The following is a 15,980-nucleotide window of genomic DNA, read 5'->3' on the forward strand; positions in this document are numbered from 1 at the left end:
GTGGGGGTCGGACTGCCGTACGGCCGCGGGGCGGACGGGCTGCCGCACGGTCGTGCGGTCGTGCGGGTGGGGGTCGGGCTGCCGCACGGTCGCGTGGGCGGCGGACGTGGGCGGCGGACGCTGGCGGCGGAGCTCGGCCGTCACGGGGTCGGGTTGTCGCCCAGCGGGCGCACGTACAACAGGCGGTTGGGCGTATTGCTGCCGGCCTTGCCGATCCTGTCGGTGGTGGCGGCCCGGACCAGTGCCTCCTGCACCTGCGCGGGGGTGGCCCTCGGGTGCGCGGAGAGGTAGAGCGCGGCGGCGCCCGCGACGTGCGGTGCGGCCATCGAGGTGCCGGTCAGCGAGTGGGTGGCCGTGTCGTCGGTGTGCCAGGCCGAGACGATGCCGGTCCCCGGGGCGAACAGGTCGGTGCAGGAGCCCCAGTTCGAGTCCGACCGGCGTTGGTCGTCGGAGGTGGAGTTGTTCACCACCACCGCCTCGGCGATGTCGCCGGGCGAGTTCTTGCAGGCGTCCGCATTGCCGTTGCCCGAGGAGACCACCCAGGTGACGCCGGAGGCTGTCGAGGCGCGGATCGCCTTGTCCTCGGCGGAGCTGACGCCGCCGTTGATGCTCATGTTGACCACGGCCGGCTTGACGGCGTTCTTGGTGATCCAGTCGGCGGCGGAGATGATCGAGGAGGTGGGGATGGAGTTGTCGCACGGGGTGACCCGGACGGAGACCAGCCGCACGCCCTTGGCCACGCCGGTGTCCTTGCCGCCGACCGTTCCCGCGACATGGGTGCCGTGCCCGAGACAGTCCGCACCGTTGCGGCCGTCGCCGACCAGGTCCACGCCGATCCGGGCCCGGCCGCCGAACTGGGTGTGCGTGGTGCGCAGTCCGCTGTCGACCAGGTAGACGGTGACGTCGGCGCCGTTGTTGGGCGCGGTGTAGGCGCCGTCCAGCGGGAGACTGCGCTGGTCGACCCGGTCGAGACCCCAACTCGCTGTGGAGGAGAGGCCGTTCGCCGCCTCCGCAGAAGTGTGGTGGATGCCGTCCTGTTCGACCGAGGCGACGGCGGGGTCGGCGGCGACCCGCTGTGCCTGAGTGACCGTCAGTTCGGCGGCGTAGCCGCGCAGCGCGGTGTCGAAGACGGCGCGCACGGTGCCGCCGTGGACGCGGGCCAGGTGGTCCGCGACGGCGGCCGGGGCGGCCGGGCCGTCGCGCAGCACGACCACGTAGCGTCCGGCCGAGGGCTCCTGTGCGGGAATGACGTGGGGTACGGGCGCCGGTGCGGCGGCGACCGTCGCGGCGAGGCCGGCGGCGGCCGCGGTGAGGACGAGGGCACGGCGGACTTCACGGTACTCGGGCACGTCGGGCTCCTGGTGGGTGCGTCGGGGGCCACCAGGAGTACCGTCCGGCACCGGGCCGTGGGCGCCACCCGCCGCCACTGGCAAGACCTCGCCACCGCAGGCGTCCGCGATCGGCCGGTCAGATCCACCCGTTGCGCGCCGCGTGCAGCGCCATCTGGAAGCGGGTGACCGAACCCGCGCGGAAGTTGAGCTGCTCCAGATGGCGCGAGAGGGTGCGGCGGCTGATGCCGAGCAGCTCGGCGATGGTCTCGTCGGTGACCCCGGTGGCCAGCAGTTCGACGATTCGCCGCTGGATCGTGCTGAGAGCCGGGGGCACCCGACCTCCCAGGTGCATCGGCAGTGCGGTCCGCCAGGAGGTCTCGAACAGGCCGGTGAGTGCGGAGAGCAGGCTGGAGGGGTGCACCAGCAGCAGCGAGTCGTTCACCTCGGCCTCGACGAAGGACATCGAGACGATCGCCAACCGCCGGTCGAAAACGGTCAGTTTGACCGGCACGGTGGGCAGGATCCGCGCCTGCTCTCCCGCCGCGATGGAGGGCTGGATGTTCACGGCGTAGTAGGCGGTGTGCTGCACGGCGGACTTGGAGTACACGACCCGGTACTCCACGCCCTTGCGCAGGTTCTCGATCTCGATCGGGTTGGCCGCGCCGTGGGTGTGGTAGGGCGGTGAGTCGAAGCGCAGCACCTCCTGCTCGGCCGTCGCCTCGATGGTCTCGATCGCCTCGACGATGGAGTCCCCGGTGACCACCTCCACCAGGTCCTCCGTGCGCTGCGTGCCGGCCGAACGCCGCCACCCGCGGTAGGCGTTGACCGCCGCCTGCTGCGCCGCACGGAGCTCGGCGGCCCGGCTGTGCGCCAGGTGCTCCAGGGCCACGGTGGGCTCCACCGGCACGTGCCGCCGCCCGTCGGTGGTGGAGACGGTGACCAGGCCCAGCCGCCGCAGCCGCGCCAGCTCCGGCCCGGTTCCCGCAGGCCCCTCCGTCACCCCGCTGCGGCCCCCGGGGCCGGCGGCCAGCAGCGCCCCGTACAGCTCCGCTTCACCGCGCGTCAGGCCGAGCCGGCACAGGTGGGCCGGCAGGTCCTCGTCGTCCATGCGTGTTCCTCCCGCGACGGGCGGCCCGGGCGCCTACCGCCACCGGCCGCGTCCCGGGATGGTGGCACGACCCGGGGGCGGCTTCCAGCCGGGCGGTACGGCGGATGCCCGCCGACGCCGTTGGCGAGTGATCGCCACCGCGTGCGGCCGGTCGGCGGTAGACCGGTGGCGCGGCCGCCCGTCCCCGCCGCCCTGCCCCACTCTGCCCGTCCACCCGGCCCGTCCACTCTGCTCGTCCACTCTGCCCGTCCACCCGGCCCGCCTTGATGGAGTCCCCTTGATCAGCGTGTTCGACCTCTTCCGCGTCGGCATCGGACCGTCCAGCTCGCACACCGTCGGCCCGATGCGCGCCGCCCGGCACTTCGTCCAGGAACTCGACCGGAAGGACCTGCTGGCGTGGGTGACGGCCGTGCGGATCGAACTCTTCGGCTCGCTCGCCGCCACCTGCAGCGGGCACGGCACCGACCGGGCCGTCCTGCTCGGCCTGGCCGGGGAGGAACCCGCGACGGTGGACATCGCCACCGCCGAGGAGCGCTTCCGCCGGATGGAGGCCGAGGGCCGGGTCCGGCTGCCGGGCGGTCCGACCGTCCGGCACGGTCTGGTCCTGTCCCCGGAGCGTTCACTGCCGGCCCATCCCAACGCCCTGACCTTCATCGCCCTCGGCCGCCGCGGCGCCGTCCTGGCCGAGCGCACGGCCTACTCGGTCGGCGGCGGCTTCCTGCTCGGCGAGGCCGGGGATGCACCCGCCGGGGGTGCCCGCCCGGCCGACGTTCCGGCACCATTCTCCGATGCCGAGGAACTGCTCCGCCTCGCCGGGGACGGCCGCGTCAGCGACCTCGTGCTGGCCAACGAGACCGCCCGTCGCCCCGAGGCCGAGGTCCGCGCCCACCTGCTCCACGTCTGGGCGGTCATGCGCGACTGTGTCGAACGCGGCCACCGCACCGGGGGCACCCTGCCCGGGGGTCTCGGCGTCCCCCGTCGTGCCCCGGCCCTGCACCGGCGCCTGGTCCGCGCCGACGGCCGACCCGCCGACCCGCTGCGCGCCCTGGACCTGGTCGCGCTCGACGCCCTGGCCGTCAACGAGGAGAACGCCGCCGGTGGCCGCGTGGTCACCGCCCCCACCAACGGCGCCGCCGGCATCGTCCCCGCCGTCCTGCACCACTACCACCGGTCCACCCCCGGCGCCGACGAGGAGGGCACCGTCCGGTTCCTGCTCGCCGCCGCCGCCATCGGCATCCTGGTCAAGCGCAACGCCTCCATCTCCGGCGCGGAGGTCGGCTGTCAGGGCGAGGTCGGCACCGCCGCCGCCATGGCCGCCGCCGGCCTCACCGAGGTCCTGGGCGGTACTCCGGGTCAGGTCGAGAACGCCGCCGAGATCGCCCTGGAACACCACCTCGGCCTCACCTGCGACCCGGTGGCCGGCCTGGTCCAGATCCCCTGCATCGAGCGCAACGCCATCGGCGGCGTCAAGGCCGTCACCGCCTCCCGGCTGGCCCTCAACGGCGACGGCCGCCACCTCGTCCCCCTCGACGCGGCCATCCGCACCCTGCGCGACACCGGCGCCGACATGAAGAGCAAGTACAAGGAGACCTCGCGCGGCGGCCTCGCCCTCCACGTCCCGCGCTGCTGACGAAGTCTCGGTTCTGCTCCGTGCCAAGGGTTCACGGAGCCCTGCCGGTAGTCGGTGTCCGACCGCCGGGCCCGAGGTATCGCTGGACCGAGGTCGTCACGGCCCGTTGCCGACGAGGTTCCAGGTGGTCGCCGGACGCCGCCGATCATCCGGTGCGGGAAGGGGATCGGTGGCGTCGGTCTACAGCTGGTCGAAGGTCCAGGTGATTACCACCTGGCCCGCTTCCGGGACGCCGCCGGCGCCGCGGTAGGTCGCCTGTGCCGCCGCGTTCTCCTCGTCCGTGATCGTCCACACGCCGTAGCAGCCCCGTTCACGTGACAGGTCAGCGAGCGCCGAGACCAGGGCCCGGCCGACGCCACGGCCGCGGAACGACTCGTCCACACCCAGCTCGTAGAGGAACATCTCGGTGCCCTTGTCCGGATGGGTCATCTCGACACCGGTGACCATCCCCGCCGGGACGTCGTCCACGTAGGCGATCAGGAGGTGATGGCGCTCGTCCGTCAGGAACCGTTCGGTGGCCACCCGCTCCGGGGCGGTGTCGAAGAGATGTCCAGCGGCGTCGACCGTCTCGACCTGAGTGACACGACGGATCTCCATCCGAGGATCCTGACACGTTCCCGGCATCGCCGACGGCCATTTCGCCGCCGAACGGGACCGGCGCCGGATCCGGTCCCACGGCCTTCGGAACGCCGCCGCTCACGCCGCGCCGCCGCTCTCCGTCCGGGCCCCTCGCACCACGGTCATCGTCAGTCCCGCCGTCACCAGTGCCTCCGCCCAGTGGAACGCCGCGCAGTCGGACCGGCCGGGACGGCTGGCTCGCCCTTCGCCGCCCGGCGGCGGCACCCCGGCCTCCGGCTACCGGTTCCTGGATCCAGGTGGCGGGGCGGTCCGCGACGTCAGTCCCGGTACTCGCAGAGGTAGGCGGTCTCGACCGCGCTGCTGACCTGGAACCTGCTGTCCGCCGGGACGTCGAACCGGTCGCCGGCCCTGAAGGTCTCCCACTGCTCGGAGCCGGGCAGCCTGACGGTCAGCGCGCCGCTGACCACGTGCATGATCTCCCGCTTCGCGGTGCCGAACTCGTAGTCGCCGGGCGCCATGACGCCGACGGTCGCCGGACCTTCCTCCGGGCTGAAGGCGATCGACTTGACCGCACCGTCGAAGTACTCGTTGACCTTGAACATCGGCATCCTCTCGGGAGACGAACGGAAGAGGACACCCCGCCCGTCGCGGGGCCGATCCTCGGTGGGGGAAGGCTACCGCCAGCCTCCGCCGTCCCTTCCCGCAGGTCGAGGCGGTGACCGGCGGTCCTTCCCGGCGCCGACGGTCGGGCGGACTCCCCGCACGAGCCCCGAGGCGGGAGCTCGTGGCCGGATTCCTGAGTGGGGGGCAGACGAACGGGGTGCGGATCGCTACGCTGACCGACCATGTTGATACCCGCCTCCGCGATGAGGCGTGTACGCCTCATCGCCGCACTGACGTTGTTCCTCACTCTGATGGGCTTCAGCCGGGCGTCCTTCGCCGTGGCCGATCCCCCGGCGCCTCGGTTCACCATGAGCGTCGACCGTACGACGGTCACACCTGGACAGGTCGCCACCGTGACCGTGACGTTCACCAACCGCGAGTCCGGCCCGGTGAACTTCCTCTACGCGACCGTGAGCCCGGACTTCTCCTTCCCGGCGGGCTCCGGGGTGGCCCCCTACGCGTTCACCGGGTGCACCGCCGCCAGCTGGTGCGGCCCGAACCAGTTCGGCCTCAGCTACAACCTGACCGCACCGCAGGCACCCGTTGCGCCCGGCGAGAGCCGCACGGTGACGGTCTTCTTCCGGTTCGCGCCCGACGCGGACTGCGCCTGGGCCACGAAGGTGGGCTTCTACCTGTCCTACGTCTACTACGAGTACGACCAGGGCACCTACGGCTCCCTGCCGCCCATCGCCGCCACCTCCTTCGCCACCCTGGTCTGCCCGACCGTGCCGTAGCACCCCGACCGGTCGCGCGCACGTCGGGGAGCTCGACGAACAGAACCCCGTTCTGTCCCGCTCATCCGAGGCCGGCGAGCGCGGCGCGGGCGAGCGGGGCCTGGAGGGGGTTGAAGGCGGGGTCGGCGGTGAGGGCCTCGGTGAGGTGGGTGCGGGCGTCGTCGGTGTGGCCGAGGGCGTGCTCGACGGTGCCGAGGTGGTACAGGAAGAGGGCGTTGCGCCAGCCGTGCGCCTGGGCCCGCCGGGCGAGGTCGAGGGCTTCGGCGTCGGCGCCGGTCCGGTGCAGGGCCCAGGCGAGGGCGTCGGCGACGAGGACGTTCTGCCGGCGGGCCCATTCGGCGCGCAGCAGGCGGACGGCTTCGGCCGGGTCGCCGTGGTCGGCCTGGAACTGGCCGAGGGTGAGGTCGTCGACGACGCCGTTGGCGGCGGCGAGCCGCTGCTCGGCGGCCAGCAGCCGGTACTGCTCCCGGGCCTGTTCGGGGCGGCCGAGGGATTCCTGGAGCTCGCCGAGTTCGAGGAGGTACTGGGGGAGCGGGACGCGGGCGACGGCGGCGGTGTAGTCGCGCAGGGCCTCGTCGTTCCGGCCGAGGGCGGCTTCGGCGCGGGCCTGGCCGGCCAGGGCGGGGGTGTGGTCGGGGTCGGTGAGCAGGGCCTGCCGGTAGCCGGTGAGGGCCTCGTCGGCGCGGCCGGAGTTCCGGTCGAGTTCGGCGATCTGGTACTGGCAGAAGGCTTTGTCGGCGGGGTCGTAGGCACCGTCGAGGGCCTGCCGGAGCGCGGCCCGGGCGTCGTCGGTGCGGCCGTGCTGTTCGAGGTCGTAGGCGGCGCGGGTGAAGGAGGCGGTGCCGGGGCGGCGGTCCAGGAGTTGCTGGACGGCCTCGGTGGCGCCCGGGTCGTCGCCGAGCTGGGTACGGGCGTCGGCGAGGACGGCGTGGGCGGGCCAGTGCGCCGGTGAGGCGGTGATTGCCTGCTCGGCGAACTCGCGGGCCTGGTCGAAGAGGTGGCGGGCGTTGGCGAGCGCGCCGAGGCCGGTGAGGGCGTCGGCGTTCGCCTGCGGGGCCAGGGTGAGGGAGCGGTGCAGGGCCTCGTCGGCCTTGGGGTAGTAGGACGGGTCGGCGGTGAGGCGGGCCTGCTCGACGTACTCGGCGCCCAGGCGGGCCCACCCGGCCGCGTCGGAGGGAAGTTGTCGCAGGCGCTGCTGGTCCGCGGTGATCGCCCGGGTCAGCGAACTGTCGGGGGCGGAGCGGCCGCCCGCCGGCCGGGCGCTGTCCGTGGCCGGGCGGGCGGTGCCGGAGCCGGTGCGGTCCAGTGCCCCGAACACGGCCAGGCCGCCGCAGAGCGCGATGGTGGTGAGCAGCAGGGGCAGGCGGCGCATGGGGGTCCTTCGGCGGTGCGACGGGTGGGGGCCGCGCGGGCGGCCGACGGCGGAGTCGGCCACCCGCGCGGCGGGGTGGGTCAGTGGGCCTGGTTGACGGCCTTGTCGTACGGCAGCGCGAGGTAGGGGAAGGCGGTGCCGAAGGGCTTGTCGGCGGTGTTGACCTTGTCGCCGGCGGCGAGGGCGCCGATCAGGTGGCCGGGGGTGGCGCCCTCCATGACCTGGAGGGCGATGTCGACGACGTCGTCGGTGAGGCGGCGGCCGTTGGGGAAGCCCTGGAAGTCGCCGTTGAGGACGCCGAGCCGGTCGGGCTTGGCGGTGACCGGGGTGGACATGTTCAGCCGCAGCTCTTCGGCGGGCACGAAGTTCTTCGGGTCGATGTCCCGGTTCATCAGCTGGGAGTTGAGGTCGACGGGGAGGGGACCGTTGGCGGCCTTGGCGATGCCGGTGAGGAAGATCTCCTGGAGGTCGGTGCGCGGGGTGGCCGGGGCGGGGAGGCCGTAGATCGCCTGGATCAGCTGCGGCACCTCGGGCTTCAGCACCTTGGCGACCACGGCGGGCTGGTTGTGGTCCTCCGACGGCGGCAGGGAGTTGAAGGCGTCCTTCAGTCCGGCGGGCAGTACGACCTCGTTGACGAGCGGGTTGCCGAGGCGGGAGACCTGGACGAACTTGCCGGTCGGCTCGGCCTTGCCGGGGCTGAGCCCGAGGGTCTGCTTCTCGGTGCTGGACCACACCCCGATGACGGGGTTGCGGCCGGAGTCGCCCTTGAAGGCGAGGCGGCTCTTGGGCACCTGGATGGACAGGGAGTTGACGTTGTACCCGGCCAGGGTGTTCTGGCCGACCTCGGAGAGGTTGCCGCCGTAGAGGAGGTCGAAGACCCGCAGGTCGAGGAAGAACGGATCGGCCGCCTGGGTGGCCACCGTCTCTCCGCCGCCGGGGAGTTGGACGGTCGCCTGCTGCCGCAGCTGCCCGTACTTCGGCATCGACGCGCGGCCGGTGTCGGACGGCGCCGCGGTGCCGTGCTCGACCAGGGTGACCGGGTCGCAGCCGGGGCGCAGCTCCTGGAGCGTGTAGTACTGGCGGAACAGCAGGGTGGGGTCGGTGAGGTTGTTCACCACGCCGTTGTTGTAGAGGAAGGTGTTGGTGCCGCGCCGGTCCTCGGTGTGGAAGGTCCAGCGGTAGGTCAGGTCCGGCTTGCCGGTGCCCTGGGAGTCGATGTTGATGTCGTAGTGCGCGCCGTCGGCCCAGGGGTAGAAATTGGGTCCGCCGTTGGGCTCCTGGAACGGAAGCCAGTTGGCGACCAGGGTGACGGTGTCCGGCTTGTCGGGGCTGGTGAAGGCGTAGACGTCGGTGTTGTCGACCTGCGGGTCGGCGGCGATCAGTGGCGCCTCGCGGTGGCTGGAAGCGGTGCTGACACCGGCGCCGGAGCCGAGGACCGCGGTACTGGCGACCGCGAGGCCCATGGCGGTGAGGATCGCCGCGGTGCGGGCGACGGAGTTTCTGCGGGCAGGTCGGAGCGTGACGTTCATGCGGGCGGGGTGCTCGCTTCCGTGAGGGGTTCGGTGGCCGCTCCGGGCCGAACGTGGCGGCGGAGCGGGGGGATTCGGCCGAGCAGTCGCACTCGGCACTGTGGACCGGATCCCGTCAGGGCTTCGTCAGTGGTGCGGGCGTGGTTCGGTCGGCTCACCCCGATGGGTCAGCACTGTCACCCGGCCAGGCGTAAATGCCACTGGCGCAAGGCAGTTGATGCATTCGCCATGCAGTTGCGACCAATGTGCAACAAGGAGTCGTGGGGCGGAACCTCCCGAGTGGGCGAAGAGGTGAGCGGCCGGGCCCGGGCCGGTGGGGCCCGCGTCGCCGAAGTACGTGGCGTGGATCGGATGTTCGACCAGTGGGAACCGGTGTCCGGGAGCGATGCTCCGTGCGGGTGGTCCCCACGGACGGCTCGGAACGGTGACCGAGCCGGGCGGCCGGGCGGCGCCGAAGGTGATGTGGGCCCTCTCGGCCCCTTTCCCTCTTCCTGCCGGGCCGGGCTTCGCCACGGCGGCCGGCCCCTTCCTCGGAGGCCCAGCGTGGCGGTCCCACGATTTCTCGCCCGGACAGGTGCGGCGGTGTCAGGCGCGCTGTGCCTGCTCGTCCTTGCGGCGCCCACCGCCGGTGCCCACCCACTGGGGAACTTCTCCCTCAACCACTACCTCGGCCTCACCGTCCGTCCCGACGCCGTCGAGGTCCTCGCCGTCACCGACGCCGCCGAGATTCCCACCCTCCAGGAGCAGCCGAAGGTCGACCGCGACGGTGACGGCACCGTCGACGACGCCGAGCGGGCCGCCTGGGCGTCCGAGCAGTGCGACCGGAACGCACGTGACCTCCGGGTGACGGCCGACCGGGCGACCGCGGCGCTGACCTGGCGGACGGACTCCGCGCGGTTCCAGTACGAGGACGGCTCCGCGGGCCTGCGCACCAGCCGTCTGGAGTGTGTGCTGCGGGCCGAACTGCGCCTCCCGGCCGACGGCGCCACCGTGCGCGTCGCCAGCGGGAGCGACCCGGGCAGGGTCGGATGGAACGAGATCACCGTCCGGGGCGACGGGGCGACGGTCCAGGACGCCGACGTCCCGAGCGGATCGGTCTCCAAGGAACTGCGGGACTACCCTCGTGACCTGCTCGACAGCCCCAGCGGCGTCACCCACGCCCAGTTCCGCGCGCGCCCAGGCGGCAGCGCGGCACCCGACCAGGGGGCGGCCGTGAGGGTGGAGGGGTCCGGGCCGACGGCCTGGCTGAGCGGTCTCGACGCCCGCCTCACCGAACTCGGCGCCGCCCAGCGCCTCACCGTCCCCCTCGGCCTGCTCGCCGTCCTGCTGTCGATCGTCCTGGGCGCGGGGCACGCGCTGCTGCCCGGACACGGCAAGACCGTGATGGCCGCCTACCTCGCGGGCCGCCGGGGCAGCACCCGCGACGCCGTCACCGTCGGCGCGACCGTCACGGCGACCCACACCGCCGGCGTCCTCGTCATCGGCCTGTGCCTGACCGCGTTCTCCTCCCTGGCCGGCGACGTGCTGCTCGGATGGCTGGGCGTAGTCAGCGGCACCCTGGTCGCGGTCGTCGGCGCGGGCCTGCTGCGCGACGCACTCCGGCGTTCGCGCGGTGCCGCCCGAGTGCGCGACCAGCACCGGCACTCCCACGAGCACGCGGACATCGAACCCCGCAGGGAACTCGCGCACGTGTCCGCGTCACCCGCACCGATCGAGAACCATGGGCACGGAGGGCACCCGCATGCCCACGCTCACGGCCACGCCGCCCGTGCGCACGACCACCGGGCGCACGATCACGGCCACAGCCACTCGCGCGAGCATGAGCACAGCCACTCGCACGGCCACAGCCACTCGCGCGAGCATGAGCACAGCCACTCGCACCACCCGCACGGCCACGGCCACAGTCACGGCGACGATCACGGCCACAGCCACGGCTTGTTCGCCGGCGGCCACCATCACCATCACCACCACGACCCCGCGGCACCCGGCCGCCGAAGCCTCATCGGCCTCGGCATCGCCGGCGGCCTGGTGCCCAGCCCCTCCGCCCTGGTGGTCCTGCTGGGTGCCGTCGCCCTCGGCCGGACCCTCTTCGGCGCGGCCCTGGTACTCGCCTACGGCCTCGGCATGGCCGCCACCCTGACCGCCGTCGGCCTGTTGCTGGTCCGCCTCGGGGACCGGCTCACGGCCGCGGCGGACGGCCCGGTCGTCGGCCGACTCCGCCGGATCGCCCCGTACAGCGCCCTGCTGACCGCGTTGCTCATCCTGACCGTGGGGGTGGGGCTGGTCGTGCGCAGCTTCCCCTCGACCCTGTGAACACCCGTCCCCACCGGAGGCCGATCACCGTGACCACTCGCCGCGCACGTCTGCTGTGCCTGGTCCTCCTCGCCGCCGCGCCGCTGACGGCGTGCGGAACCGAACCGAACGGGAGCTTCGACGCACAGCCCGGCACGCCCACCCCGTCCTGCCTCCAGCACCAGAGCCAGGACCCCGGCACCGAGTTCACGGGAGGGGAGAACTCCGATCCCCGGGCGGTGCTGGAGATGATGCGCTTCTACACGGCCAACGGGACCAGGACGTACTGCGACGGCAAGCCACCGACCGACACCGACCGCCGCTGGACCGAGCTGTACGCCGAACTCGGCGGCGACCCGAGCCATGTGGCGCCGCCCGAGTAGGGCCTGACCGCCCTCCCACAGTTCGGGCCCGCCGCCCGGCCGGACGACCGCGACGTGCCCCGCTCGGGGGCCGACCGGTGCCGCCGGCGTCCTCGTGGCCACCGGTCTGCCCACGATGACGGCCCGCGTCCTGGCCTGCCTCACCCTCGCCGAGTCCGGCAGCCTCACCGCGGCCGAACTCGCCGGGCGGCTCCGGGGCAGCCCGGCATCCGTCTCCAAGGCGGTCGCGTTCCTCGACAGTCAGGGCCTCGTGCGCCGGGAGCACGGCGAACGCCGCCGCGAGCACTGCACCGTCGACGACGACGTCCGGTGCCGGACGATGACGGCCGCCGCCCGCTCCACCGCCCACCTCGTCGAGACCGCGCGGCAGGGCATCGGGGTCCTCGGCTCCCACAGTCCCGCCGCCGCGCGCCTGGAGACCATCGTCCGCGTCCTCGACTTCGTCTCCGAGAGTCTCGGCCGCACCGCGACCCAGGCGCGCGAGATCCTCGCCGCGAGCACCGGAGCCACCTCGGGCGGCATCTGACGCGCCCGGGTGACCCCGGTGGCGAAGAGTAGGGCGTCGGCGGGGACAACGGTCGAACAGGCGGCGGTCGTTGACCCCGCGGTGGGCGAGCCCGCCCCCCGGGGCCGGCCGGGCGTCCGGGCGGGAGGAGCGTCGCACGGCTCCGACCTGCCCGTAAACCCGTTCACGGCCTCCGCGCGCGAGCGCTACGATCTCCACCGCACGCACACTTGTGCGATGAGATTCCGTAGAGAAGCAGGTCCATGTCCCACCCGTTGCTCATCGTCGCCGTTCTCGTCCTCCTGATCCGGCTCGGCCTGTGGCTGAACAAGCGTCGTAAGTCCACCGAGGCCCTGACCGGCCTGGTGCCGCAGGCCGAACTGGTCGAAGCGGGCAGCGAACCCGCCGATCCCGCGGCGCGGGCCGCGCTGGACGCGGCCAGGGCGGGGGACTGGCGACCCGCCGCCGCCCTGCTCTCCGACGGCGCCACCGACTGGAGCGCCCGCTACGTCCGGATGAGCCCGTTCAGCGATCTCGCCGCCACCGACGACACCTGGCTCCGGCAGTGGCGCCAGGAGCAGCCCGACAGCTCCGAGGCCGCCCAGGTGCACGCCGACGCGCTGGTCAAGCTGGCCTGGGAGATCCGCACCGGGAAGTACGCCTCCGAGGTGACCCGCGAGCAGGCCACGGGCTTCCACCGGGTGCTGCAGGAGGCGGCGGAGGCGTCGCAGGAGGCGATCCGACTCGCCCCGGCCGGGGACCCGAATCCCTGGGTGATCCAGCAGGCGATCGCGATGGGCCAGGGCTGGTCGCACGAGCGCTACCACGAGCTGTGGGCGGAGATCGTGGCCCGCGAGCCCCACCACTACACCGGGCACACCGGCGCGCTGCAGTACTGGTGCGCGAAGTGGCGCGGCAGCAACGAGTTGATGCACGAGTTCGCGGACAAGGCGATCGCCGGCGCGCCGGCCGGCAGCCTGCTGACGGTCCTCAAGCTGCGGGCCGCCTGGGAGGAGGTCATGCGCGACAAGACCGCCGTCTCGCTCTACCGTTCCACCGAGTTCACCGCCACTCTGGACGCGGCCCTGGCCGACCTGGAGGCCGCCGACCCCGACCACCCCGGTATCGTCGGCGCGCGCGGCTGGATCGCCTACGGCCTGATCCAGAACGGCCGCCCGGCTCAGGCCATGAACCAGTTCCGCCGGATGGGCCGGGAGATCGCCGGGCCGTGGATCTACTACGGGAACCCGGCCGCCGTCTTCGCCGCCGCCCGCACCAAGGCCGCCCGCGCCGCGGGCTGACCCGGCCGCAGCGCCCGCGCGCGGGCCGGGCTCCAGGACGATCCGCCCGCCTCGCACCACGCCCACTCGACGGCCCTCCCCGCACCACGGGGAGGGCCGTCGTCGCACGCTTCCGGCCGGCCCGCTGGCGAACCCCGCCGACCGACCGTCGCGAGTGCCCGTCAACTGCTCACCCGTGGAACGGTGTTGCCGTGGTGAGCGCCGAAGATGCCCACGGCGGTCCGGTCATCCCGTCCGACCCGGTGCCCTGTACAGGTCGTCGAGCCGGAGCGGCGCGGGTGCGGGCAGGGGTGTGCCGTTCTCCGTCGGTCGGCAGGACTGCAGGAAGTAGGCGAGCAGGCGGCGGGACGCGGCCATGGAGGCCGCCGGCGAGTCCCGCAGGACGCCGTTGTTGGCCAGGAGCAGCAGGGTGATGTCGCTGCTGTCGAAGTCCTCGCGCAACTGCCCGGCGTCCTTCGCGCGCCGTACCAGCCGGGCGAGGCCCGCCTCCGCGCGGGCACGTTCACGCCGGAGTCCGGGTGCGTCCGGGAACTCGGCGATGAACGCGGCACTGAAGCCCCGGTCCTCGGCCTGCATCCGGCAGACCTCGACGAGGACGGTGCGAAGTCCGCGCCAGGGATCGTCGTCCTCCAGGGCCTCGTCCACGGTCGCGACGCAGCGGCCGAGTTGTTCGGAGAACGCGGCCGAGATCAGCGCGTCGCGGGTCGGGAAATGCCGGTAGAGGGTGGCGGCGCCCAGACCGGCCCGGCGGGCGATCGCGCTGGAGGGCACGGTGGTGCCGTCGAGGGCGTACGCCTCCCGGGCGGCCCGGAGCAGCCGGGCGCGGTTGTTCCGGGCGTCGGCCCGCTGCGCCGGGGCGGGGGTGCCGGCGGAGGAGATGGACGGTTTCCGAGACAGTCGGTCAGGCATGTCTCCCACTTAAGCATTAACGGAAGTGGCCGACCGTTCGGCGGGGTTAGCGTGACGTGGTGCTGCGGGTTCCCGCAGCCGGCTCCCGGTCGCGGAGGTGAGCGGCCGCGGGTCCTCCCGTCGAACGACGTTCCCTGTGCATGGAGGCTGTCCGTGTTCGCTGTGCAGTACCACCGCTACGGCGGTTCCGAGGTTCTTGCCGTCGAAGAGGTCGAGGAGCCGCACGCCGGGCCCGGTCAGGTGCGCATCGCCGTGCGTGCCACCGGCGTCACCCCTGCCGACTGGTATCTGCGGTCGGGGATGTTGCGGGATCTCGTCCCGCTGGACCTGCCCCACGTACCGGGCATGGACGCCGCGGGCATCGTCGACGAGGTGGGGGAGGGGGTGCTCGGCACCGCCGTGGGAGACGAGGTCTTCGGTCTCGTTCCCTTCGCGGACAAGGGCGGCGCCGCGGCGGAGTTCGCCGTGCTGGAGGCGTGGGCGGCCAAGCCCCGGTCGTGGTCGTTCGGGGAAGCGGGTGGCGCCGCGGGCAACATCGACACGGCCACGCGTGTACTGGAAGCCCTGGACGCCGCCGAGGGCATGACCTTGTTGATCGAGGGTGCCGCCGGCGGCGTCGGTACCGTCACCGCGCAACTCGCCCGGGCCCGCGGCCTCACCGTGATCGGTACCGCCGGCGAGCGCAATCACGCCTTTCTCGCGGGGCTCGGCGTCGTACCGGTCACCTACGGGCCGGGCCTTGCCGATCGCCTCGCCGCACTGGCTCCGCGCGGTGTCGACGTGGTGCTGGACGCGGCCGGCAAGGGCTCCCTCGCCGACTTGGTGGCCGTCGTCGGCGACCCGCACCGCGTGGTGACCATCGCGGACTTCGACGCCGCCCGGCACGGGGTACGGTTCTCCCGCTCCGAGCCGGGGGAGTCACCGGGCTGGGCGGGACTTCCGAGGGCCGCGGCCCTGGCCGACCAGGGCCGCCTCACCGTCCCGCTGCACGCCGTGTTCCCGCTGAAGGAGACGGGCGCGGCCCATGACGCGAGCGCGGGCGGCCACGCGCGCGGAAAGATCGTCATCACCGTGCCCTGAGCGATCGACACTCGGCCGCCCCGTCCGGCCCGGCGGTCGGGGCGGGCCGGCCGCCGACTCCGCCCGGATCAGCCGCGCAGCGAGGCGACGGCCTTCTCGATGCGTGTCCGGCGCGTCTCCGGCTTCTTCGCGCTCTCGACGGCGCGCACGTGCTCGCGCTTCCGGCCGGGCGGGAGGCGGTCGTACGCGGCGCGCGCGCCCGGGTCCTGGTCCAGGGCCCGGGCGAAGTCCTCGGGCTCGACGACGACGCGCGGCTCGGTGTCGAGTTCGACCTCCACCTCGACCTCCTCGCCGATCTCGACCTCGGCGGCCTCCCGGTTGGCGTTGCTGAGACCGAGCAGGTGGCGGCCGCGCAGGATGGCGACCCGGCTCCGCCAGGAGTGCCCGTTGATCGTGATCGTCACCGGCGGGCGGGCGCCACCACCGAGCGCCGCCACCACCTCGGGCGGGACCTCCAGTCCGCGCATGGGCTCGGGCGGTTCGACGACGGTGCGGAACTTCACGGGGCGCTCCTCGGTGATCGGTGCGGCCGGTCCCGGCCACGACCACAGCCTCTCGTACCCG

General features: G+C 73.4%; 15 protein-coding genes. 7 read left to right on the forward strand and 8 right to left on the reverse strand.

What is annotated here, in order from left to right; translation table 11 throughout:
- Positions 1–140 precede the first annotated feature (140 nt).
- Both ACIQ9P_RS22325 and ACIQ9P_RS22330 read right to left on the reverse strand, forming a co-directional pair.
- Positions 141–1,349 (reverse strand): S8 family peptidase, encoded by a 1,209-nt coding sequence (locus ACIQ9P_RS22325; RefSeq protein WP_402358709.1) that lies wholly within the window; start codon positions 1,347–1,349, stop codon positions 141–143.
- 118 nt (positions 1,350–1,467) lie between these two features.
- Positions 1,468–2,439, reverse strand: a complete 972-nt coding sequence (locus ACIQ9P_RS22330; protein WP_402358712.1) for a helix-turn-helix domain-containing protein — start codon at positions 2,437–2,439, stop codon at positions 1,468–1,470.
- A 277-nt stretch (positions 2,440–2,716) separates the two neighbouring features.
- On the opposite strand from ACIQ9P_RS22330, the gene ACIQ9P_RS22335 reads away from it, so the two are divergent.
- Entirely contained in the window at positions 2,717–4,069 is a 1,353-nt protein-coding gene (locus ACIQ9P_RS22335) for an L-serine ammonia-lyase (protein ID WP_402358715.1), read from the forward strand.
- Positions 4,070–4,249: 180 nt separating this feature from the next.
- Here the strand turns inward: ACIQ9P_RS22335 and ACIQ9P_RS22340 are convergent, their stop codons facing one another.
- The gene (locus ACIQ9P_RS22340; protein WP_402358718.1) at positions 4,250–4,666 is read right to left on the reverse strand and encodes a GNAT family N-acetyltransferase; all 417 of its coding nucleotides are present in this window, start codon (positions 4,664–4,666) and stop codon (positions 4,250–4,252) included.
- Between the two features lie 299 nt (positions 4,667–4,965).
- The gene (locus ACIQ9P_RS22345; protein WP_402358721.1) at positions 4,966–5,250 is read right to left on the reverse strand and encodes a pyrimidine/purine nucleoside phosphorylase; all 285 of its coding nucleotides are present in this window, start codon (positions 5,248–5,250) and stop codon (positions 4,966–4,968) included.
- A 264-nt stretch (positions 5,251–5,514) separates the two neighbouring features.
- Here ACIQ9P_RS22345 and ACIQ9P_RS22350 point away from each other — a divergent pair, with 264 nt between their 5' ends.
- A complete protein-coding gene (locus tag ACIQ9P_RS22350; protein ID WP_402358724.1) occupies positions 5,515–6,045 on the forward strand; it encodes a hypothetical protein in 531 nt (176 codons plus the stop codon).
- Positions 6,046–6,106: 61 nt separating this feature from the next.
- Here the strand turns inward: ACIQ9P_RS22350 and ACIQ9P_RS22355 are convergent, their stop codons facing one another.
- Positions 6,107–7,417 (reverse strand): tetratricopeptide repeat protein, encoded by a 1,311-nt coding sequence (locus ACIQ9P_RS22355; protein ID WP_402358727.1) that lies wholly within the window; start codon positions 7,415–7,417, stop codon positions 6,107–6,109.
- Between the two features lie 80 nt (positions 7,418–7,497).
- Positions 7,498–8,946, reverse strand: coding sequence for a DUF4331 domain-containing protein (locus ACIQ9P_RS22360; protein WP_402358730.1), 1,449 nt, complete (start codon positions 8,944–8,946; stop codon positions 7,498–7,500).
- 582 nt (positions 8,947–9,528) lie between these two features.
- Here ACIQ9P_RS22360 and ACIQ9P_RS22365 point away from each other — a divergent pair.
- The 4 genes from ACIQ9P_RS22365 to ACIQ9P_RS22380 all read left to right on the forward strand — a co-directional run bounded on the left by ACIQ9P_RS22365 (position 9,529) and on the right by ACIQ9P_RS22380 (position 13,427).
- Positions 9,529–11,259 carry a nickel/cobalt transporter gene (locus ACIQ9P_RS22365; protein WP_402358734.1) on the forward strand — a complete coding sequence of 577 codons (1,731 nt, stop codon included), beginning with the start codon at positions 9,529–9,531 and terminating at the stop codon, positions 11,257–11,259.
- A 29-nt stretch (positions 11,260–11,288) separates the two neighbouring features.
- Positions 11,289–11,621, forward strand: a complete 333-nt coding sequence (locus tag ACIQ9P_RS22370) for a hypothetical protein (RefSeq protein ID WP_402358737.1) — start codon at positions 11,289–11,291, stop codon at positions 11,619–11,621.
- 115 nt (positions 11,622–11,736) lie between these two features.
- Positions 11,737–12,147, forward strand: coding sequence for a MarR family transcriptional regulator (locus ACIQ9P_RS22375; RefSeq protein WP_402358740.1), 411 nt, complete (start codon positions 11,737–11,739; stop codon positions 12,145–12,147).
- 242 nt (positions 12,148–12,389) lie between these two features.
- Positions 12,390–13,427 (forward strand): hypothetical protein, encoded by a 1,038-nt coding sequence (locus ACIQ9P_RS22380; RefSeq protein ID WP_402358743.1) that lies wholly within the window; start codon positions 12,390–12,392, stop codon positions 13,425–13,427.
- Between the two features lie 225 nt (positions 13,428–13,652).
- Here the strand turns inward: ACIQ9P_RS22380 and ACIQ9P_RS22385 are convergent, their stop codons facing one another.
- Entirely contained in the window at positions 13,653–14,336 is a 684-nt protein-coding gene (locus tag ACIQ9P_RS22385) for a TetR/AcrR family transcriptional regulator (protein WP_402358746.1), read from the reverse strand.
- A gap of 153 nt (positions 14,337–14,489) precedes the next feature.
- Between ACIQ9P_RS22385 and ACIQ9P_RS22390 the strand changes: the two genes are divergently transcribed.
- On the forward strand, positions 14,490–15,416 hold the full coding sequence (locus tag ACIQ9P_RS22390; RefSeq protein ID WP_402358749.1) for an NADP-dependent oxidoreductase: 927 nt from the start codon (positions 14,490–14,492) through the stop codon (positions 15,414–15,416).
- Between the two features lie 68 nt (positions 15,417–15,484).
- Here ACIQ9P_RS22390 and ACIQ9P_RS22395 read toward each other — a convergent pair whose 3' ends face one another.
- Complete coding sequence (locus ACIQ9P_RS22395; protein WP_402358752.1) at positions 15,485–15,919, reverse strand: YdeI/OmpD-associated family protein; 435 nt, start codon at positions 15,917–15,919, stop codon at positions 15,485–15,487.
- Positions 15,920–15,980 lie beyond the last annotated feature (61 nt).

It is taken from the genome of Kitasatospora sp. NPDC094019, assembly GCF_044764505.1.
Taxonomy (GTDB): domain Bacteria; phylum Actinomycetota; class Actinomycetes; order Streptomycetales; family Streptomycetaceae; genus Kitasatospora.